Origin of the sequence: Pseudoxanthomonas sp. USHLN014, from assembly GCF_037153335.1 — a bacterium.
In the GTDB taxonomy this organism is placed as follows: Bacteria; Pseudomonadota; Gammaproteobacteria; order Xanthomonadales; family Xanthomonadaceae; genus Pseudoxanthomonas_A; species Pseudoxanthomonas_A winnipegensis.
On the sequence record NZ_JBBCKO010000014.1, the window covers coordinates 41,668 to 60,957 of the forward strand.

The 19,290-nt window shown below is 71.3% G+C and carries 15 protein-coding genes and 1 tRNA gene; 5 read left to right on the top strand and 11 right to left on the bottom strand.

Going from position 1 to position 19,290, the window contains the following annotated elements; genetic code table 11:
* Positions 1-309 precede the first annotated feature (309 nt).
* The 9 genes from WFQ05_RS19120 to WFQ05_RS19160 form a co-directional block, all read right to left on the bottom strand.
* Positions 310-906, bottom strand: a complete 597-nt coding sequence (locus WFQ05_RS19120) for a hypothetical protein (RefSeq protein WP_337054944.1) — start codon at positions 904-906, stop codon at positions 310-312.
* Between the two features lie 280 nt (positions 907-1,186).
* Positions 1,187-3,622, bottom strand: a complete 2,436-nt coding sequence (locus WFQ05_RS19125; RefSeq protein WP_337054945.1) for a DUF3772 domain-containing protein — start codon at positions 3,620-3,622, stop codon at positions 1,187-1,189.
* Between the two features lie 103 nt (positions 3,623-3,725).
* On the bottom strand, positions 3,726-5,018 hold the full coding sequence (thrC, locus tag WFQ05_RS19130) for a threonine synthase (RefSeq protein WP_337054946.1): 1,293 nt from the start codon (positions 5,016-5,018) through the stop codon (positions 3,726-3,728).
* A 154-nt stretch (positions 5,019-5,172) separates the two neighbouring features.
* Positions 5,173-6,093 (bottom strand): homoserine kinase, encoded by a 921-nt coding sequence (locus WFQ05_RS19135; RefSeq protein WP_337054947.1) that lies wholly within the window; start codon positions 6,091-6,093, stop codon positions 5,173-5,175.
* Complete coding sequence (gene thrA / locus WFQ05_RS19140) at positions 6,090-8,573, bottom strand: bifunctional aspartate kinase/homoserine dehydrogenase I (RefSeq protein WP_337054948.1); 2,484 nt, start codon at positions 8,571-8,573, stop codon at positions 6,090-6,092. Before thrA ends, WFQ05_RS19135 begins: the two co-directional genes overlap by 4 nt.
* 91 nt (positions 8,574-8,664) lie before the next feature.
* On the bottom strand, positions 8,665-8,799 hold the full coding sequence (locus WFQ05_RS19145; RefSeq protein WP_268961177.1) for a hypothetical protein: 135 nt from the start codon (positions 8,797-8,799) through the stop codon (positions 8,665-8,667).
* Between the two features lie 129 nt (positions 8,800-8,928).
* Positions 8,929-9,005, bottom strand: a tRNA-Arg gene (locus tag WFQ05_RS19150).
* A 49-nt stretch (positions 9,006-9,054) separates the two neighbouring features.
* On the bottom strand, positions 9,055-9,537 hold the full coding sequence (locus WFQ05_RS19155; RefSeq protein WP_337054949.1) for a GNAT family N-acetyltransferase: 483 nt from the start codon (positions 9,535-9,537) through the stop codon (positions 9,055-9,057).
* Between the two features lie 3 nt (positions 9,538-9,540).
* Positions 9,541-9,813 carry a DUF1778 domain-containing protein gene (locus WFQ05_RS19160; RefSeq protein WP_337054950.1) on the bottom strand — a complete coding sequence of 91 codons (273 nt, stop codon included), beginning with the start codon at positions 9,811-9,813 and terminating at the stop codon, positions 9,541-9,543.
* A 246-nt stretch (positions 9,814-10,059) separates the two neighbouring features.
* Here WFQ05_RS19160 and WFQ05_RS19165 point away from each other — a divergent pair, with 246 nt between their 5' ends.
* Genes WFQ05_RS19165 through WFQ05_RS19175 form a run of 3 tightly spaced genes read left to right on the top strand, consistent with a single transcriptional unit; the run spans position 10,060 to position 15,457 of the window.
* Positions 10,060-10,902 (top strand): cyanophycinase, encoded by an 843-nt coding sequence (locus WFQ05_RS19165; protein ID WP_130524845.1) that lies wholly within the window; start codon positions 10,060-10,062, stop codon positions 10,900-10,902.
* Positions 10,899-13,670, top strand: coding sequence for a cyanophycin synthetase (cphA, locus tag WFQ05_RS19170; RefSeq protein WP_337054951.1), 2,772 nt, complete (start codon positions 10,899-10,901; stop codon positions 13,668-13,670). Before WFQ05_RS19165 ends, cphA begins: the two co-directional genes overlap by 4 nt.
* 41 nt (positions 13,671-13,711) lie before the next feature.
* Positions 13,712-15,457, top strand: a complete 1,746-nt coding sequence (locus WFQ05_RS19175; RefSeq protein ID WP_337054952.1) for a Mur ligase family protein — start codon at positions 13,712-13,714, stop codon at positions 15,455-15,457.
* Positions 15,458-15,687: 230 nt separating this feature from the next.
* Here the strand turns inward: WFQ05_RS19175 and WFQ05_RS19180 are convergent, their stop codons facing one another.
* Positions 15,688-15,972 carry a hypothetical protein gene (locus WFQ05_RS19180; RefSeq protein WP_337054953.1) on the bottom strand — a complete coding sequence of 95 codons (285 nt, stop codon included), beginning with the start codon at positions 15,970-15,972 and terminating at the stop codon, positions 15,688-15,690.
* A gap of 102 nt (positions 15,973-16,074) precedes the next feature.
* Here WFQ05_RS19180 and WFQ05_RS19185 point away from each other — a divergent pair, with 102 nt between their 5' ends.
* Complete coding sequence (locus tag WFQ05_RS19185) at positions 16,075-16,887, top strand: AraC family transcriptional regulator (protein WP_337054954.1); 813 nt, start codon at positions 16,075-16,077, stop codon at positions 16,885-16,887.
* 76 nt (positions 16,888-16,963) lie between these two features.
* Complete coding sequence (locus tag WFQ05_RS19190) at positions 16,964-17,605, top strand: LysE family transporter (RefSeq protein ID WP_337054955.1); 642 nt, start codon at positions 16,964-16,966, stop codon at positions 17,603-17,605.
* Between the two features lie 94 nt (positions 17,606-17,699).
* Here WFQ05_RS19190 and WFQ05_RS19195 read toward each other — a convergent pair whose 3' ends face one another.
* Positions 17,700-19,286, bottom strand: coding sequence for a M20/M25/M40 family metallo-hydrolase (locus WFQ05_RS19195; RefSeq protein WP_337054982.1), 1,587 nt, complete (start codon positions 19,284-19,286; stop codon positions 17,700-17,702).
* Between the last annotated feature and the right edge of the window lie 4 nt (positions 19,287-19,290).

Below are 19,290 nucleotides of genomic sequence, written 5' to 3' on the forward strand. Positions count from 1 at the left end.
TCCGCGAGGGCCGGAAGGAAGTCTTGCTTCAACCCCGGCGGTCGCGGAACGTGGGCGCATGATGCGCAGCCAAGTGTTCAAGTCCGGTGACGCGGACCGGTCGTGAACATGACAGATCGCGTGTGCGGTGCAGCAAAGCCTGCAGTGGCGCGGGCTGCGCCGATGAACGCTCGCAGATGATGATGTTGATGTGGTTAGGCGCGGCCAACCAAAGCGCGCCGCGGACTGATCCAACCCCCTCCCGGCCTCCCCCTGCTGCGCAAGAGGAGGAGCTGAGCGCGGGCGCCAAGTGTCGTGGCGAGGCCTGACTCAGCACGTCGCGCGCCGCAGGTTCGCGCGCGCGGCCGCGTCCAGGCGCGCGTGGAAGAAATCGCTGAGATAAATGCGCTCGCGCTGCAGCAGGTCCTTGAGGAACTGCTTGCGCTTGCGACGGAAGATGAAGCCCGGCACCACGCCCGCGTATTCGCTGGCGATGCCGCGGTCGTAGGCGTCGAAGACCTCTGGCGCCGCGCCCAGGATCGCCATGTCGCAGTCCAGGAACAGCGCCGCCTCGGCATCCACATCGCCGGGCGAGAGGGCGCCATGGCGCGCGGTGAGTTCGATCAGCTCGACCACGCGGGCCGCGTCCACGCCCGGCTGCGGCCATTGCGCGAGATGGGCCTGCGCCAGCTGCGCCGAACGCGCCTCGTTGTCGCCGCGGCCGGCCACATAGATCGCGTCGTGGTATAGCGCGGCCCACTGCACCTCGCGCGGCTGGCGCCAGCCCGGCCCCTGCGCGACCGCGTCGACCTGGCGCAGCACCTCCTGCACATGGTCGATGGCGTGATAGGCGCGCGGCGGCGTGGCATAGGCCTGTTCGAGCGCCTGGCGCTGCGCGGGCGGCAGCTGCGCGAGGATCGGGTGCATGGCGGACTCCTGTGTGGCGGCAGCCTACACCGCCGGTGTGCGGTGGTTGCGCGCACGGGTGGGTTGACCCAGGACGGATAACAGTCCCGTCGCTCCCGCGAAAGCGGGAGCCCAGCGACTTTCGCGCGGAGAAACCAAGGCACTGGGTTCCCGCTTTCGCGGGAACGACGGTAGAAGTTTTTTCACGCAGGCTGCAGCGTTGCCCATTGCCCTCTTACCGCCCGCTTCTTGCTCCCCACTACCTGTTGCCTGATCGACCCCAGGGCATCCAGTCCGTGGCTCAGCCCGGCGCGTGCTCCTGACCGGTCGCCGGCGGCGCCGCATCGACGATCCGCACATCCTGCGGCGTGACCAGCGCGATCTGCGCGTCGGCCAGGGCCTGGAGCAGCTGGAAGAACAGGTCGCTGCGCGTGCCATAGGTCGCGCGCGGGCTGGACACATAGGCGAAGCTGTTGATGGCGATCATGCCGCCGGCGATCGAGTCGATGAACACCGACGGCGCCGGCTCGGCCAGCACGTTCTCGTGCGCGGCGTACAGGTCCATCAGCAGCGTGCGCACCGCTCCCACGTCGGTCCCCAGCGGCACCGAGAACTGCAGCTGCACGCGGCCCAGCGGACCGGCCATGGTCATGTTGCGGATGGTCTTGGTGATCAGGTCCGAGTTGGGCACGATCAGCGTGGAACGGTCGGACACCTGGATCTCGGTGGAGCGCACGTTGATGCGGCGCACGTCGCCCTCGGCATCGCCGATGCGCACCCAGTCGCCGATCTTCACCGGACGCTCGGCCATCAGGATCAGCCCGGAGATGAAGTTCTGGGTGATCGCCTGCAGGCCGAAGCCGATGCCCACCGACAGCGCACTGGCCACGATCGCCAGCTTGGTCATGTCCAGGCCCAGGGTCACCAGCACGCACAGGGCGACCAGGGTGATGCCCAGGTAGCGCATCACCGCGGCCACCGAGGCGCGCGTGCTCAGCTCCAGCTCGGTGCTCGGCAGGTAGGTGCGCACCAGCCAGCGGTGCGCGGCCTTGACCAGGGCCAAGCCGATCAGCGCCACCAGCACCGCGCGCAGCACATCCCAGGGCTGCAGCGGCAGGCCGCTGGCGGACCAGGCCTTGCGCGCCTGCACGATCCAGTCGGTGATGCTGGTGAAATTGGCTCCGTAAGGCACCAGCAGCGCGCCGATCACCATCAGGACCAGCCACAGTCGCGCCACCGCCGCGGTCAGCACGGCGGCCTGCTCCATGTGGCTGGAGCGCAGCCCCAGACCCACGCTGGCGGCCTTGCCGAAGCGGCTGTCGGGCTTGAACAGCCACTGCGACAGGTCGTCGGCGAACATCATCAGCAGCCCGCCCGCGCCGCAGACCACCACGGCCCAGATGATCTGCTGGGTCGCGGCGCGGGCGAAGTTGACATAGCCCAGCAGCGCGCCGACCAGGGCCGCGGCGACCACCAGCTGCGCCAGCAGCGAGACCAGCACCACCACGCCGGAGCGGCGCTGCGGCACGGCCGGCGCGGCGGCCTCGCCGCCTTCGGCCGCGGCCTCGACCGGCCCGCGGTGGATGCGCAGCAGGCTTACCAGCATGGCGATCACCAGCGCCACGAACACCAGCGCGATCACCCCATCCACGCCCACCCCGGTCACCGGGTTGGTGCGCGCCACGCGGTTGAGCGCGGTCAGCATGCCGCTCAGCCACACCGCCACCGAGGTCAGCCAGGCATAGCGGCCCAGCTTGACCGCCGTGTCGTCGTCGAATGGCAGCAGGCGCCACGACGGCTGGCGCGGCAGCAGCAGCGCCGCGCTCGTGGCGCCGACGAAAGCGGAGAAGAAGGTCACCCGGACCACCGCGTCGGCCAGGCCGTCCAGGTCCTCGGGGATGGCCTGGATCGCGCGCAGGGTATCGATCAGCACCCAGGCCGCGATCGTCGGCAGCGCCGTGCCCAGCACCAGCGTCCAGACCGCCAGCGCCGAGCGCCGCAGGCGCCCGCCCGGCGTGCGTTGGATCACATAGCGCTGGCCGACCCAGCGCAGCGCCAGTGCGCCGGGCAGCAGGATCAGCAGCGCGATCGCGATGCCGGTGGCCAGCGGCGCGGTGCCATGGGTGGCCACGCCCTGTTGGAGCGCCTGCGTGAGGTCCTGTCCGACCGCGCGCAGGCGCTGCAGGTCATCGGGCCAGGCCTGGGCCATCTGCCGCCACAGGGTCGGCGAGAGCGGCGAGGCGACGCGGGCGAACAGCTGCTCGCTTAGCTGGCGCGCGCGCGCCTTCTCGATGGCATCGCCCAGCTGCTGGGCCTCGACCGAGAGCAGCTTGGCGCGCTTGATCGCCCCGTCCAGGCGGTCGTGGCTGGCCTGCAGCTGCTTGCGCTCGGCGGCGATGTCGCTGGCCTCGCGCGTGCCCGGGGCCAGATCGCCCAGCTGCTTGAGGCGCTCGTCGATCTCGTCCAGCTGCGGCTGCAGGGCCAGGGCCTGGGCATCGGCCTGGCGCTGGGCGTCGGCCACCTGCAGGCCCAGGGCGTGCAGGTTCTCGGGGACCTGCTCGTCCTTGGACTGGTCCTGCAGCGTGCTCAGCGCATCGTCGATCTGCTGCAAGGCCTCATCGACGCTGGGCGCCGGCGCGGCCGGTCCCTGCGCCAGCGCCTGGCCGGCGGCCAGGACCAGCAGCGCACTCAGCAGCCACAGCCGCCGGGCGGCACGCGAAACGGAATGGAAGGACACGATCACGACACGGACAACGCGTGGACGCCACGCACCGCCGCCGATGATAAGTCAGCGCCCGTCGCCGGCCGGGCGGCGCATGCCGCCGGCTTTCACCACCGGCTCAGGCGCCGGCCAGGACGTGGCCGACCAGGGCCTGGTAATCGGGCCCGATCGGCTCGGCGTGGGCCGGGCGCAGCAGCAGGTCGGCCAGGGCCGGGGGCACCCCAACCGGGCCCACCAGCGGCTCGACCACGCTCTCGAACTTGGCCGGGTGTGCCGTGGCGGCCACCGCCCAGTCGCCGCCCTCGCCCTGGTTGCGCAGGTCCTCGAGCACCTTCACCGCCGTGGCCGTATGCGGGCAGAACACCTCGCCGAAGTGCCGATAGCGGCGCGCGATCACCAGCCGGATCGCGTCGTCGTCCACGCTGGCGGAGGCGAAGGCCGCGCGCAGCGCCGCGTCGTCGCCGCGATACAGCCAGCGCAGGCGCTCGAAGTTGCTCGGCGCGCCCACGTCCATGGCGTTGGCGATGGTCGCCACACTGGGCTGTGGCGCGTACTCGCCGCCGTCGAAATAGTCCGGCAGCACGTGATTGGCGTTGGTCGCCAGCACGATGCGGCCGATCGGCACGCCCATCGCCCGCGCCAGGATCGCGGCCATCGCATTGCCCAGGTTGCCGGTGGGGATGACGAAGTTCAGCGTGTTGCCGCTGCGGGCGTGGTGGCCGAGCGCGGCGTGGGCGTAGTAGCTCATCTGCGGCAGCAGGCGCCCCAGGCTGATCGAATTGGCCGAACTCAGCGGCGCGCGCGCCTGCAGCTGCGCGTCGTTCAAGGCGCGCTTGACCAGCGCCTGGCAGTCGTCAAACGAACCGGCCACGCGCAGGGCGGTGATGTTGTCGCCGAAGCAGCCCAGCTGATGCGCCTGGCGCGGCGAGACGCGCCCGTCCGGGTACAGCACGATCACGCGCAGATTGGGCTGGCGATGGAAGGCGGCGGCCACCGCCGCGCCGGTATCGCCGGAGGTCGCCACCAGGATGGTCAGCGGCGGCTCCTGCGCGCCGCGCAGGCGGGTCAGGCACTGCGCCAGGAAGCGCGCGCCGAAGTCCTTGAATGCCGCGGTCGGGCCATGGAACAGCTCCAGCACATGGTCGTTCGGCGTGGCCAGCGGCAACAGGGGCGCGGGGAAGTCGAAGGCCGCCTTGCAGATGTCCGGCAAGGCGCCCTCCAGGCCGTCGCCCTCGAACAACGGCTGCAGCAGCGTGGCGGCGGTGCCGGCCAGCGACTCGCCGGCGGCCAGCGCGCGCACCGGCGGCAGGGCCTGGGGCACGTACAGGCCGCCATCGGGCGCCAGGCCGGCGGCGATGGCCGCGCTCAGCGAAGCGGCGGGCGAGGCGTTGCGGGTGGAGACGAAGTGCATGGGTGAGGTTTTCCGAAAAGCGGAGGATTGGCGATGGATGCGGTTGTTTCTGTGTGGGAGCCGCCATGGCGGCGATGGGCTCTACCGGTAAAGCCTCATCGCCGCCATGGCCGCTCCCACAGGCAAGAGGATGAGTCTCCGAGTGCCAAGAAGGTCAGAGCACGCGCGCCCCAGGCGCGGCGATGCGCGAGACCCAGGCCTGCGAGGTGAAGCCGGCCTGCTCGAACGCCGCCTGCACCGCCGGCGCCGCGGCCTGCGCCTCGGCACGCGTCTCGAACCAGCCGAAGATGCTCGGCCCGGCACCGGAGATGCTCGCCCCCATCGCCCCGCCGGCCAGCATCGCCGCCTTGGCCGCGTCGAAGCCGCCGATCAGCGGCGCGCGCCGCGGCTCGACCAGCACATCGGCCAGGCCGGCGCGCACCAGGGTGGCATCGCCTTGATAGCAGCCGGCCAGGACCAGCGCGAGATTGGCGCTCTGGTGGACGAAATCCTTCAGCTCGTAGGCGCCGGCCAGCGCGGCGCGCGCGCGGCGTGTCTCCAGCACCGCGTCGGGATGCACCAGCAGGCTGTGCCAGCCCTGCGGCACCGGCACGCTGGCCAGGTGCTCGGCCGTGGCCAGCACCAGCCCGCCCAGCAGCATCGGCCCCAGGTTGTCGCCATGCCGGCCGCCGCTGGCCACCGCCTCGCCGACCAGGGTGAACGGGTACAGCGCCTGCGGGCTCAGCGGTTCGTCGAGCAAGGCATTGGCCGCGACCACCGCCGCCACGCAGGAGGCGGCCGAACCGCCCATGCCCGAACCCAGCGCGATGCCCTTGTCGATCTCCACCTCGAAGCCGAACGGCAGCTCCAGCGCGTCGCGCATCGCGATCAAGGCCGCGCCCGCCGTATTGGCGGGCGCCTCCAGCGGCAGGTCGAGCGTGGTGCCGCGGATGGCGGCGATCCGCAGCACAGGCTCCTCGATGCGGCGCACGGTGACCGTATCGCCCGGGCCTTCGATCACATGCCCCAGGATGTCGAAGCCGACCCCGACATTGCCGACCGAGGCCGGCGAGAACGCGCGTGCCTCCCGCCTCACAGGCGCGCCCCCTGCCCGGCCGCCACGCGCAGCACATCGGCGAACACGCCGGCCGCGGTCACTTCCGGGCCGGCGCCGGGGCCCTGCACGATCAGCGGGTTGTCGCAGTAGCGACGCGTGGTGAACTGCACGACGTTGTCGGTCTGGCGCAGGTTGGCGAAGGCATGGTCGGCGGGCAGTTCGACCAGGCCGACGCTGGCGCCGTCCTGGTCCAGGCGCGCGACGTAGCGCAGCACCTTGCCGGCCGCCTTCGCCGCGGCCAGGCGCTGGGCGAAATCGGCGTCCACCTCGTCCAGGCGCGCCATGAAGTCCTCCACGCTGGCCTGGCGCAGCGCCTGCGGCACCAGGCTCTCGATGCGCACGTCCTCCAGCGACAGCGCACGGCCGGCCTCGCGCGCCAGGATCACCAGCTTGCGGCCGACATCGGTGCCGGACAGGTCGTCGCGCGGATCCGGCTCGGTATAGCCCATCGCCCGCGCCTGCCGCACCAGTTCGGAGAACGGCACGCTGCCGTCGAAGCGGTTGAACAGCCAGGCCAGCGTGCCGGAGAAGATGCCTTCGATGCTGGTCACCGCATCGCCGGTGTCCACCAGGTCGCGCAGCGTGGTGATCACCGGCAGGCCGGCGCCGACGGTGGCCTCGTAGCGGAAGCGCGCTCCGCTGGCGGCGGCGGCCTCGGCGATGGCCTCGAAGCGCTGCAGCGAGCCCGAGCCGGCCTGCTTGTTCGGCGTGACCACGTGGATGCCCGCGGCCAGCCAGCCGGCGTAACGATCGGCCACGGCCGGGCTGGCCGAGCAGTCCACGATCACCGTATGCGGCAGGTGCGAGGCCAGCAGGTGCTCGGTGAAGCGGTCCAGGTCCAGCGGCTCGCGCGCCTGGGCGAAGACGCCGCGCCAGTCGTCCTCGATGCTGCGTTCGGCCAGCAGCATGCGGTGCGAGGAGGCGATCGCGCGCAGGCGCAGGTCGACATTGGCCTTGCCCAGCAGCTGCGGCTGCGCCGCGCGCAGCTGATCCAGCAGCGCGCCGCCGACATGGCCCGGCCCGATCACGCCGACCGCGAAGGTCTGCGGCGAGAGCCAGAAGCCGGCATGCGCAGCGCGCAGCGCCTTGGTCGCATCGCTGCTGGCGATGGCCACCGAGATGTTGCGCTCCGACGAGCCCTGGGCGATGGCCAGGATGTTGACCCGCGCGCGGCCCAGCGATTCGAACAACCGCGCCGCCACGCCCGGCAGGCCGGCCATGCCGTCGCCCACCGCGGCCAGCACGCTGACCCCGTCGGTGAGCTGCACGCGCTGGATCTGGCCGATCGCCAGCTCGTGGGCGAAGGCGGTCAGCAGCGCGGTGCGCGCACGCGCGGCATCGACCGCCTTGACCACACAGCAGATCGAATGCTCCGAGGAGCCCTGCGAGATCATCACCACCGACACGCGTTCGGCACGCAGCGCCGAGAACACGCGCTCGGCCGTGCCCGGCACGCCGATCAGGCCGGTGCCTTCCAGGTTGACCACCGCCAGGTCGGGCGAGAGCGTCAGGCCCTTGACCGGGCCGGCCGCGTCCTTGCGCGCGGTGATGCGCGTGCCCGGATGCTCGGGCTGGAAGGTGTTGCGGATGATGATCGGCAGGCCGCGCTCGATCGCCGGCGACATGGTCTGCGGATGCACGACCTTGGCGCCGAAGTAGGCCAGTTCGCAGGCCTCGTCGTAGCTGAGCGATTCCAGCTGCACCGCCTCGGGCACCACGCGCGGATCGGCCGAGAGCACGCCGTCCACGTCGGTCCAGATATGCAGCTCGGCGGCGTTGAACAGCGCGGCGAAGATCGCCCCGGAGTAGTCGCTGCCGTTGCGGCCCAGCGTGGTGATGCGATTGGCGCGATCGCGCGCGACGAAGCCGGTCACCACCACGCGCCGGGCCGGGTGGCTGGCACGCCATTGCGCCAGGCGCTGGGCGCTGGTCTCCCAGTCCACGTCCACGCCCAGCTCGCCGCGATCGACCACCAGCACATCGCGCGCATCGAGCACCGCGCAGTCCTGGCCGCGGCTGCGCAGGTGGTCGCCCAGCAGCCGCGCCGAATATACCTCGCCCAGGCCCTGCACGCGCTCGAGCACCTCGCGCGGCAGCTCGCCGATCACCGACAGCGCCTGCAGCACCTCGGCCAGCGTGTCGAACTGCCCGTCCAGCCATTCCACCGTCGCCCCGGAATCCTCGCCCAGCAGCGCGACGGCCGCGCCGCGATGGCGCGCACGCAGCTCGTGCCAGCGCTCGCGCCAGTCGGCCAGGTTGCCGGCCGCGCGCCCGGCCAGGTCGATCAGCGCATCGGTCACGCCCTTCATCGCCGAGACCACGGTGACCTGCTCATCCTCATCGCGCGCCAGCAGCAGGTCGGCCACGTGGCGGTAGCGCGTGGCATCGGCCACGGAGGTGCCGCCGAACTTGTGGGCGACGGTTTTCAGCGGTTGGGCGGATGCAGCGGGCGACGACATGGAGACCTCGGGTGGGGAGAAGGCCTCGCGCGCATCAGGATGTGGGGCTCCCGCATCCTGATCCGGGTGCGGGGCGGTGTTTGCGAAGAACCTACGCTTGCACGGCCACCAGCACCCGGGTCCGGGTGATCGTGGTGGTGGTAATCGTGCCGATGCCCGCCGCGCCCGCGACGAAGCCCGCGCAGGGTGCGCTGGCGGTCACGGCAGGGGTGGGCAGGTGCGTCATGGGCGGCTAATGAACCGCATGCACCGCAAGCCTGTCAAGCGCTGTGAAACAAGGCATCTCATGGTTTCACGCGCAACTTCGAAGGCCGGCACGGCGCTGGTGAAATTTTCGCCACGCCTGGCTGCGCGATGGTGACCCCGGCCCGATTCGAACGGGCGACCTTCCCCTTAGGAGGGGGACGCTCTATCCAGCTGAGCTACGGGGCCATGCGCGGGGAGCGATTGTACCGGCTGGACGCGGGCTGCGGGCCGCGGGTCACAGCGGCAGGTACAGCGTCATGGCCGCCGAGGCCGTGCGGCGAAAGCCGAAGCCCTCGTAGAACGCCGCGGCGCGCGCGTCCTTGGCATCGACGACCATCACGCGCACGCCCAGCGTGGAGCGCACCGAGAGGGCGAGATTGACCGCATGGCCCAGCAGCAGCTGGCCGTGGCCACGCCCTTGCTCGGCCTGCGCCACCGCCAGCCGGCCCAGGCGGATCGCCGGCACCGGATAGGCGGGCAGACGCTTGCGATCGGCCGGCTTCAGCTCGGTCAGATGCAGCTGCGCGGCCGACAGCGCGCAGTAGCCGAGCAACCGCGCGGGGGCGGCATCGTCGATCAGGACATGGGTGGTGGCGATGCCGTCGCGCTGGTGCTGCCCCGCGCGCTGGCGCAGATAGTCGTCCAGCGCCGCCACGCCGCAGCTGAAGCCGTCGCGGTCGTGCCGCCTGCCGTCCAGGACTGCGAAGGCCAGCGCCACGGATCAGCGCTTGGCCACGCGCGCCGCGGCGTCCATCGCCTTCTTCAGGCGTGCGTTGGGGCGCAGCGGTGCGTCGAGCGCCTCCAGGAAGTGACGCGATTCGGTCCTGGACAGGGTCACGACCGCGTCGGCCGCGATGGCGGCATCGGCCTCGCGCAGCACGGCGTCGCGCACGAAGGATGACACCGGCATGCCGCGCAGCGCGGCGGCGCGGGCGATGCGTTCCTTGTCGTGCGTTGCGAGACGCAGATCCAGACGGGCGAGTGAGACGCTCATGACAGGGCTCCTGTACTTGTACGGAAGTATACCGTACGACCGGTCTGCGCGTGGATCGCAGTTCAGGGCGCATCCGTGGCCATGACCGGGCCTTTGTCCTGTATCGAACGCCCCGGCCCGGCTGCCCACTTAGGCACACAGACAAGCGCTCGACGCTGCGGACGCCAGTCACCCCGCGGACAGCCCGCCCACACCCCGCGTGCTACGTTGCCAGGCCTGTTTGAACGGGCGAGGAGCGGCGGCGTCATGTGTCCGAGCAAGGTGGCCGAAGGCGCGGCGCGGGGCTGGCTGGTGCCGATCGGCGGGGCCGAGGACAAGGGGCGCGATGCGCGCATCCTGCGCCGCTTCGTGGCGCTGGCCGGGGGCAAGGCGGCGCGGATCGCGGTGATCCCCACGGCCAGCCAGTCGCGTGAGGCCGGGCCGCGCTACGAGCAACTGTTCGACGAACTCGGCGCGCGCCAGGTGGAGGTGCTGGACTTCGGCACCCGCCGCGACGGCCAGGATCGCGCGCGGCTGGCGCGGATCGAGCAGGCCAGCGCGATCTTCTTCACCGGCGGCAACCAGCTGCGGCTGTCCACGCTGCTGGGCGGCACGCCGGCCGCGCAGCTGATCCGCGCGCGCAACGCCGCCGGGATCCCGGTCGGCGGCACCAGCGCCGGTGCGGCGATCCTGTCCGAGCACATGATCGCCTTCGGCCGCGAGGGCGCGGCGCCGCAGGCCGATTCGGTGCGCCTGGCGCCCGGCCTGGGGCTGACCAACCGCTTCGTGATCGACCAGCACTTCCGCCAGCGCGACCGATTGGGCCGGCTGCTGGCGGCGCTGGCCTACAACCCCTTCGCCATCGGCATCGGCCTGGACGAGGACACCGCCGCCTTCATCGGCCCGGACAACACGCTGGAAGTGGAAGGCTCCGGCGCGGTCACGGTGGTCGATGCGGGCGAGCTGGAGTTCTCGTCCATGGCCGAGGCCAGCGAGCGCGACCCGGTGTGCATGCTCGGCCTGAAGATGCATCTGCTGCTGGCCGGGGCCACCTACAACCTGGCCACGCGCACGGCCTCGCCCGGCACGCTGGCGCGGGAGCCGACATGAGCCGGTCCCTGCGCATCGTCGAACGCGCGGTCTATCTGGGCCCCTCGATCTACGCGCACGAGCCGGTGATCCGGCTGGACCTGGACCCGGGCGATCTGCGCGAATGGCTCAGCGGCCGGCTGGGGCCGGACTTCGCCGAGGCGCTGCTGGCCGCCCTGCCCGGCCTGGCCACGCACGGCGACTTCGCCCAGCACCTACGCGCGGGCGATGGCCTGCCGCTGAGCGAGGTCCTGCAGCACATGGCGCTGGCGGTGCAGGCCATGGCCGGCGAGGACGTGCGCTTCGGCGCCACCCTGCTCGGCGAGGATGCGCCGCCGGGCCTGGACCGGGTGGTCTACGCCTACACCCAGCGCGAGGAAGGCTTGGCCGCCGGCGAACTGGCCCTGCGCCTGCTCACCTCGCTGCTGCCCGCGCCCCTGCGCGGCGACGCGGCACCGGACGATGGCTGGAGCTGGGACACGGCCAGGGTCGACTACATCCTCTACGCGCAGCGGCGCGCACTGGGCCCGTCCACCGCCGCGCTGGTCGCCGCGGCGCAGGCGCGCGGGATTCCGTGGCTGAGGCTGGACACCCATTCACTGATCCAGTTCGGCCACGGCCGCTATCAGCAGCGCATCCAGGCCACGCTGACCGGGCGCACGCCGCATCTGGCGGTCGAGCTGGCCAGCGACAAGGAGGCCACCAACCATCTGCTGGCCGGACTGGGCCTGCCGGTGCCGCAGCAACGACTGGTCACCACGCTGGAAGGCGCGGTGCGCGCCGCGCGCGCGCTGGGCGGCCCGGTCGTCACCAAGCCCTACAACGGCAACCACGGCCGCGGCATCAGCATCGACCTGTCCACGCCGGAGGAGATCGCCGCCGGCTTCGAGGCCGCGCGCGAACACGCGCGCTCGGTGATCGTGGAGACCTACATCGCCGGCGACGACCATCGCCTGCTGGTGGTGGACGGCGCGCTGATCGCCGCCACGCGGCGCACGCCCGGGCATGTGGTCGGCGATGGCATGGCCGACATCGCCGAGCTGGTCGACCGGGTCAATGCCGATCCGCGCCGCGGCATCGGCCACGAGAAGGTGCTGACCCACCTGGAGCTGGACGAGCAGGCCGACGCCATGCTCGAACGCGTCGGCTACGGCCACTTCAGCGTGCCGGCGGCCGGCGAGGTGGTGTACCTGCGCGCCACCGCCAACCTGTCCACCGGCGGCACCGCCACCGACGTCACCGACCTGATCCACCCCGACAACCGCGACATGGCCGTGCGCGCGGTGCGCGCGATCGGCCTGGACGTGGCCGGCGTGGACTTCATCAGCCCGGACATCGCGCGCAGCCATCGCGAGGTGGGCGGGGCGATCTGCGAGGTCAACGCCGCGCCCGGCCTGCGCATGCACGTGGCGCCGAGCGAGGGCCGCCCGCGCGATGCGGCCGGGCCGGTGCTGGACATGCTGTTCCCGCCCGGCACGCCGTCGCGCGTGCCGATCGCGGCGCTGACCGGCACCAACGGCAAGACCACCACCGTGCGCATGCTGGCGCACATCGCCAAGATGGCCGGCCACGTGCCGGGCATGACCAGCACCGACGGGGTGTATATCGACGGCCAGCGCACCGTCGAGGGCGACATGACCGGCCCGCTCGCCGCGCGCATGGTGCTGGGCGATCCGCAGATCGACATCGCCCTGCTCGAGACCGCGCGCGGCGGCCTGCTGCGCGCTGGGCTGGGCGTGCCGGAGGTGGACGTGGGCGCGGTGCTCAACGTCGCCGCCGATCACCTGGGCGCGCGGGGCGTGGACACGCTGGCGCAGCTGGCGCGGGTCAAGCGCATCGTGGTGGAGGTGGCGCGCGACTGCGCGGTGCTCAACGCCGACGACGCGCTGGTGCTGCGCATGTCCGCCTACACGCAGGCGCGCAACGTCTGCTACGTCACCACCAATCCTGCCCATGCGCTGGTGCGTGCGCATATCCGCGCCGGCGGCCGCGCCTGCGCGCTGGAGGACGGCGTCAACGGCCAGATGATCACGCTCTACGACAAGGGCGCGCATCTGCCGTTGCTGTGGACGCATCTGATCCCGGCCACGCTGGAGGGCCGCGCCACGCACAACGTGTCCAACGCGATGTTCGCCGCGGCGATGGCCTTCGCGCTGGGGCTCAGGCTCGAGGCGATCCGCCAGGGCCTGCGCACCTTCGACACCACCTTCTTCCAGTCGCCAGGAAGGCTCAACCTGTTCGAGGAACATCCCTTCAAGGTGCTGATGGACTACGCGCACAACGCGCACGCCGCGGCGACCATGACCGACCTGGCGCGGCGCATGGACGTGGACGGCCGGCGCATCGTGGTGCTGAGCGCGCCGGGCGATCGCCGCGATACCGACATCGATGCCGTCGCCCGCGCGGTGGCTGGCCAGTTCGACCACTACATCCTGCGCCGCGACGACGCGTTGCGCGGACGCGGCGACGACGAGGTGCCGCAGCGCCTGGCCCGCGCCCTGCGCGCGGCGGGCGTGGACGCCGAGGCCATCGAACTGATCCCCGACGAACAGCAGGCGGTGGACGCCGCGCTGCGCATGGGCCGGCCGGGCGACCTGGTGCTGATCTTCGCCGACCAGCTCAGCCGCACCTGGAAACAGATCACCAAGTTCCGCGCCGAGGGCAGCGCCGCGCCTTCGCCCGTGCAGCGGACCACGCACGCGCAGGACGACGAGGGGACGCCCGACGCACTGCCCGAAGGCGTGGTGCAGGACGCGCGGGGTCTGGTGTTCCGCCGCGAGACCGACTGAGCCACACCATGCAGGCCTTGCCCTATCGACACGCGCGTAGGTTGACCGGACCCAATGTCTACTTCGCCGACACCGGCACGGCGCTGGAAAGCGCGGCCGGGCAGGCGTTCGACCTGGACGCACTGCGGCGCTGGGACGCGCTGGTGCGCGAGGCCGTGGCGCGGCTGGGCTGGCCGGCCGGCGCGCGCTATCGGCATCGCCATGCCAGCGGCGCCACGCTTGCCTTCTCCGCGCCGCTGGATCAGCTGCACACCGCCACCGCGCTCAACGTCTGGGCGTGGTGGATTGCCAGCAACAGCCCGGCCGAGCCGCTGCACGCGCCCGGCGATGCGGCCACCTGGGACATCGCGCTGGCCTTGCGCACGCTGCAGGCCAGCGCAGCGGCCGAGACGCAGCCGACGCTGCTCGCGCTGCAGCGCAAGGCGCGCGCCCGCGCCCTGCCCTTCCTGCTGGACGAGGACGAACTGACGCTGGGCAGCGGCACCGGCGCACGCAGCTGGTTCGTCGACGAGCTGCCCAACCCGGCGCACGTGCCCTGGCCGCGCCTGCATCGCATCCCGACCGCGCTGGTGACCGGCTCCAACGGCAAGACCACCACCACGCGCCTGCTGGCCGCGCTGTGCCAGGCGCACGCTGGGGACACCGCGTACTGCTGCACCGATGGTGTGTTCTTCCAGGGCCAGGCGCTGGACAGCGGCGACTTCTCCGGGCCGGCCGGCGCGCGCGAGGCGCTGCGCCAGGGCCAGGCCCGCGCCGCCGTGCTGGAGACCGCGCGCGGCGGCCTGCTGCGCCACGGCCTGGCCATCGAACAGGCCGATGTGGCGGTGGTGACCAATGTGGCGCACGACCACTTCGGCGAGTTCGGCGTGCACGACCTGCACATGCTGGCGCAGGTCAAGCTCAGCGTGGCCCGCGCGGTGGGCGTGGGCGCACATCTGGTGCTCAATGCGGACGATGCGTTCCTGCGCACGCAGTCCACCGCGCTGTCGTGTCCGCTGGCGTGGTTCGCGCTGGATTTCGACCAGCCGCTGCTGCGGCTGCATCGCGCGCTCGGCAAGCCGGCGTGCGGCGTGCGCGACGCGCATCTGTGGCTGGCGCTGGCCGGTGTCGAACACGACCTCGGCCCCACCGCCGCGATGCCGCTGAGCCTGGGCGATCGCGCGCGCTACAACCTGGGCAACCTGGCGGCGGGCGCTCTGGCCGGCGCCCTGCTGGGCATCGCGCCGACGACCATCGCGCAGGTGCTTGCGCACTTCGGGCAAGACCCGGACGACAATCCCGGGAGGCTGCAGCAGTGGATGTTCGGCAGCACGCGCGTGGTCGTGGACTATGCGCACAATCCTGAGGGCCTGCGCAGCCTGCTCGATGCGCTCGACGCTTCGCGACGCGGCGGCCGGCTGGGGCTGCTGCTCGGCCACGCCGGCAATCGCCAGGACGAGGACCTGCGCGCGGTCGCGCATGTCGCGGCGGCGTACGCGCCGGAGCGGGTGACTCTCAAGGAGCTGCCGGGTTATGCCCGCGGCCGAGAAGCCGATTCGGTACCGGCGCTGATGCATGCGCAGCTGCTGGCCGATGGCCTGGATCCGCAACGCGTGCAACTGCAGCCCGACGAGGTGCAGGCCGCCCGCAGTCTGCTCGCCTGGGCCAGTGAAGGCGACTTGCTGGTGCTGCCTGTGCACGAGCTGGCCAACCGCGCGCAGGTGGTGGCGCTGCTGGATGAGATGGTCGCTTTGGGGTGGCGGGCGGGGGCTGCGGTTCCGGAGCAGGCGATGGATCCAGCCGGATAGAACAACGGTCCCGCAACTGCGCGACTCGGACTCGCCGGTATCGCTGATTGATCGATTGATCGATTGATCGAGCAGCAGAGTGTGAAGCTGCGGCTTTGCCCATTTCCGTGCATAGCAAGTTGAGTCCGGAAGTGGGTTGCGCCAGCCGAGCATGATGCGAAGAGCACCCCTCCCCAGCCCTCCCCTTCGCTTCGCGAAAGGGAGGGGGCCGATCATGCGATCGGCAAGGACTACTGGGCGGTGTTGCTGCCCGCTTGATTCGCGAACAGCGGTGCCGATCGTCGATCGGTAGGGATGGCAGGCCGTGCTTTTGCCCCCTCCCTTTCGCGAAGCGAAGGGGAGGGCTGGGGAGGGGTTGCGCCGTTGCCGTTGCCGTTGCCGTTGCCGTTGCCGTTGCCGTTGCCGTTGCTGTTGCTGTTGCTGTTGCTGTTGCTGTTGCTGTTGCTGTTGCTGTTGCTGTTGCTGTTGCTGTTGCTGTTGCTGTTGCAAATGCTCTCGCTGCCGTGCTGCTGCACGAACGAGCGAGCCAAGCGCAGCAAAGCAGCTGACCAAGCGCCATATCTGGCTAACCCGCCATTGCCCCCGCCCCCCTCCCGGCATGCCATCCTGATGCCCTCATGAACCCTGCCCCGCAGTTCTGGCGCGATCCGGCCATGCCGCATGTCGAGAGCAGGCGTGCGTGGCAGAGCCGCGCCTGTTATCGGCCGCATAGCCACCCGACCTTTTCCATCGGCGCGGTCGATGAGGGCACCAGCGTCTTTACCGGCGCGGCCGAGGGGCCGGTCGTGCTGCGGCCGGGCTCGCTGGTGCTGGTCCCGCCCGCGCGCGTGCATGCCTGCAATCCCGCGCCGGGCAGCGCCTGGAGCTACCAGATGCTGCATCTGGATGCGCGCTGGCTGCAGCGCGTGCTGCAGGCGCAGCGGCCGCCGGCGCAGACGCTGGAGCGCGCCCCAATCCGGGTGAGCGCCGAGCCTGCGCACTACCAGGCCTTCTGCCGGCTCAACGCGCTGCTGTTTTCCGCAGCCTCGATCCAGGAGAAGGAGGCCGCCCTCCTCGCCTTCGTCGCGCGCTTCTGCCGCCTGCCGGCACAACGCGTCTTCCCGCCGCGGGAAACCGGCGCGAGCCGCCAGCGACTGCGGCCGGTGCTGGACGCGCTGCGCCAGGCGGGCGCCGAGATGCGCTCGCTGCAGGAGCTGGCGGACATGGCCGGCCTGAGCCGCTACCAGATGATCCGCATGTTCCGTGCCGCGACTGGCCTGACCCCGCATGCGTGGCAGTTGAACCAGGCGATCAACCAGGCGCGCACGCGTCTGCAGGCAGGCGACGCGCTGGCCGACGTCGCCGCCGATCTCGGCTTTGCCGATCAGAGCCATTTCCAACGGATCTTCAAGGCGCATACCGGCACCACGCCGGGGCGCTACCGGGACTGAGCCCGGCGCAATTTCGTTCAAGACGCGCGCCGTCGGCATGCACAGACTCGGGCGTCCTTCGAACACCGATGTCCGCATGCAGCAGTTCCTGATCATCGCCGCGGCCCACTTCCTGGCGCTGCTCTCGCCCGGTCCCGATTTCTTCCTGGTCGCGCGCACCTCGCTGCGCGCCGGCTGGCGGCTGGCCAGCGGCGCCTGCCTGGGGATCGCCGTGGCCAACGGCGTCTTCATCCTCATCGCCTTCGCCGGCCTGTCGGCCTTGCGCCCGGGCAGCGCGCTGTTCGTCGGCCTTCAGCTGATCGGCTGTCTGTATCTGCTGTATCTGGGCTGGCTGTTCCTTGCCCACGCCGGCAAAAGTGACCTGCAGGTGATGGACGGCGTCCAGGCGCCGCGCGGCGCGGCGGCCGGCGCGGCGTCCTGGCTGCGCGCGATGGGCATGGGCTTTCTGTCCGGCATCCTCAATCCGAAGAACGCCCTGTTCTACGCCAGCCTGGCGGCGATGCTGACCGGGGCGCAGACCAGCGCAGGCTGGAAGCTGTTCTACGGCGTGTGGATGTTCAGCGTGGTCCTGCTGTGGGACCTGCTGGTGGCCATGTGCATCGGCAATGCGGCGGTGCTGCGCCGCTTCGCGCGGGCGCTACCGTGGCTGGAGCGGATCTCCGGCGCGGTACTGATCCTGTTCGCGCTCGGGGTCATCGTCCTGCTCGTCGTGCGCTGAATCCCGACCGGCGCGTCCATGCCCAAGCATGGCGCGCGTCGGCCCGGTCCAGCGGACTGCGCGCCGCGTCGCCAGGACGCGACGCGCGGCCGTCTTACTCCTCGATCACGTCCTTGCGCGGCAGCGGCGCGTCGCGCATCGCGGCCTGGTAGGCGAAGGTGGCGATGATCGCGGCGGCCTGCTGCAGGTCGGCCGGGACGGCGTGGTCGTAGGTGTCCAAATCGCTGTGGTGGACCTGGGTGCCGTAGTCCAGCCGGTCCTGCACGAACTGGAAGCCCGGCAGGCCTACGCGGTCGAACGGGATGTGGTCGGTGCTGCCGGTGTTGCGGCTGGTGACGATGCTCGCGCCGATGTCCTCGAACGGCGCCAGCCAGGCCTTGAAGATCGGCATCACCGCCTGGTTTTCCTGCGCGTAGATGCCGCGGATGCGGCCCGAACCGTTGTCCAGGTTGAAGTAGGCCGACAGCTTGCCCCAGTCCTTGGTCTTCTGCAGCGGGCCGGTCGGCGTGCGCAGCGAGGACGGCAGCTCCTTCTGCGCCGGGTCGGTCGGCTCGGGATAGCGGGCGAAATGGCGCGAGACGTAGTCGGTCGAGCCGATCAGGCCCTGCTCCTCGCCGCTCCACAGCGCCACGCGGATGGTGCGCTTGGGTTTGGCGCCGACCGCCTTGAGGATGCGCATGGCCTCCATCATCACCGCCACGCCGGCGCCGTTGTCCGAGGCGCCGGTGCCGGCGTGCCAGGAGTCCATGTGCGCGCCCAGCATCACCACCTCGTCGGCCTTGCCGCTGCCCTTGAGCTCGGCGATGGTGTTGTAGCCCGGGTCGTTGCCCTGGCTGGTGAAGCGCGCATCGGAGCGCACGCGCAGACGCACGGTGTCCTTGCGCTCCAGCGCGCGCATCAGCGGGTTGTAGTGCTCGGCGGCGACCACCAGCTCGGGCACGCCGACCGGCTCGCCGGCCTTGCGCGAACCGCCGCCGCCCACGCGCAGGATGCCGTCGTCCCAGCCGGAGATGCTCAGCGCGGCCAGCGCGCCTTCGTCGATCAGGAACTGGTTGGTGGCCTTGGCCAGCTCGGTGCGCTCGCGGTATTCCTTCAGGCGCTTGTCGCGCGCGGCCTTGTCGGTGGGCGCGGGGATGGCGAAGTCCAGCAGCTCGTGCAGGCCGGCCTCGTCATAGCGCTTGGAAGCGGCCTCGGTGTTGGGCTTGTACGGACGCGCCTCGCTGAGCAGCACGATCTTGCCGCGCAGCTTGCCCTTGTACTTGTCCAGGTCGGCCTTGGTCTTGAGGTTGAGCGCGATGGCCTCGCCCTCGACCGCGCCGTTGGTGCCCGGCGTCCAGGCCTTGGGCACGGCGTGCAGCGGCGCGGCGCGCGGGCTGAGCAGCTCCAGGCTGGCGCTGCTGAACTCCCAGCCGCGGCCGAAGTCGTCGAAGGCCTCGTCGTGGACGTTGCTCAGGCCCCACTCGCTGAACTTCTCCCGGGTCCAGGCGTTGGCGCGGCCCATGGCCGGCGAATTGGTCAGGCGCGGACCGATCTGCTCGGTCAGGTACTGCAGCGTGTCGGCCACCTGCGAGCGATGGAAGGCTTCCTGCCGGATCTTGCCGACCATCGCCAGGTCCACCGTTTCCTCGGCCTGGGTCGCGAAGGCCATCCCCAGCCCCGCGACCAGCGCCGCCCATTTCATCCGC

Bases quoted from the DNA above. Each gene is read 5' to 3' on its own strand.
- WFQ05_RS19145 (WP_268961177.1), bottom strand. From the start codon at position 8,799: ATGACGCACCTGCCCACCCCTGCCGTGACCGCCAGCGCACCCTGCGCG.
- cphA (WP_337054951.1), top strand. From the start codon at position 10,899: ATGAGCCGGTCCCTGCGCATCGTCGAACGCGCGGTCTATCTGGGCCCC.
- WFQ05_RS19120 (WP_337054944.1), bottom strand. From the start codon at position 906: ATGCACCCGATCCTCGCGCAGCTGCCGCCCGCGCAGCGCCAGGCGCTC.
- WFQ05_RS19160 (WP_337054950.1), bottom strand. From the start codon at position 9,813: ATGAGCGTCTCACTCGCCCGTCTGGATCTGCGTCTCGCAACGCACGAC.
- WFQ05_RS19165 (WP_130524845.1), top strand. From the start codon at position 10,060: ATGTGTCCGAGCAAGGTGGCCGAAGGCGCGGCGCGGGGCTGGCTGGTG.
- WFQ05_RS19195 (WP_337054982.1), bottom strand. From the start codon at position 19,286: ATGAAATGGGCGGCGCTGGTCGCGGGGCTGGGGATGGCCTTCGCGACC.
- thrA (WP_337054948.1), bottom strand. From the start codon at position 8,573: ATGTCGTCGCCCGCTGCATCCGCCCAACCGCTGAAAACCGTCGCCCAC.
- WFQ05_RS19190 (WP_337054955.1), top strand. From the start codon at position 16,964: ATGCAGCAGTTCCTGATCATCGCCGCGGCCCACTTCCTGGCGCTGCTC.
- thrC (WP_337054946.1), bottom strand. From the start codon at position 5,018: ATGCACTTCGTCTCCACCCGCAACGCCTCGCCCGCCGCTTCGCTGAGC.
- WFQ05_RS19185 (WP_337054954.1), top strand. From the start codon at position 16,075: ATGAACCCTGCCCCGCAGTTCTGGCGCGATCCGGCCATGCCGCATGTC.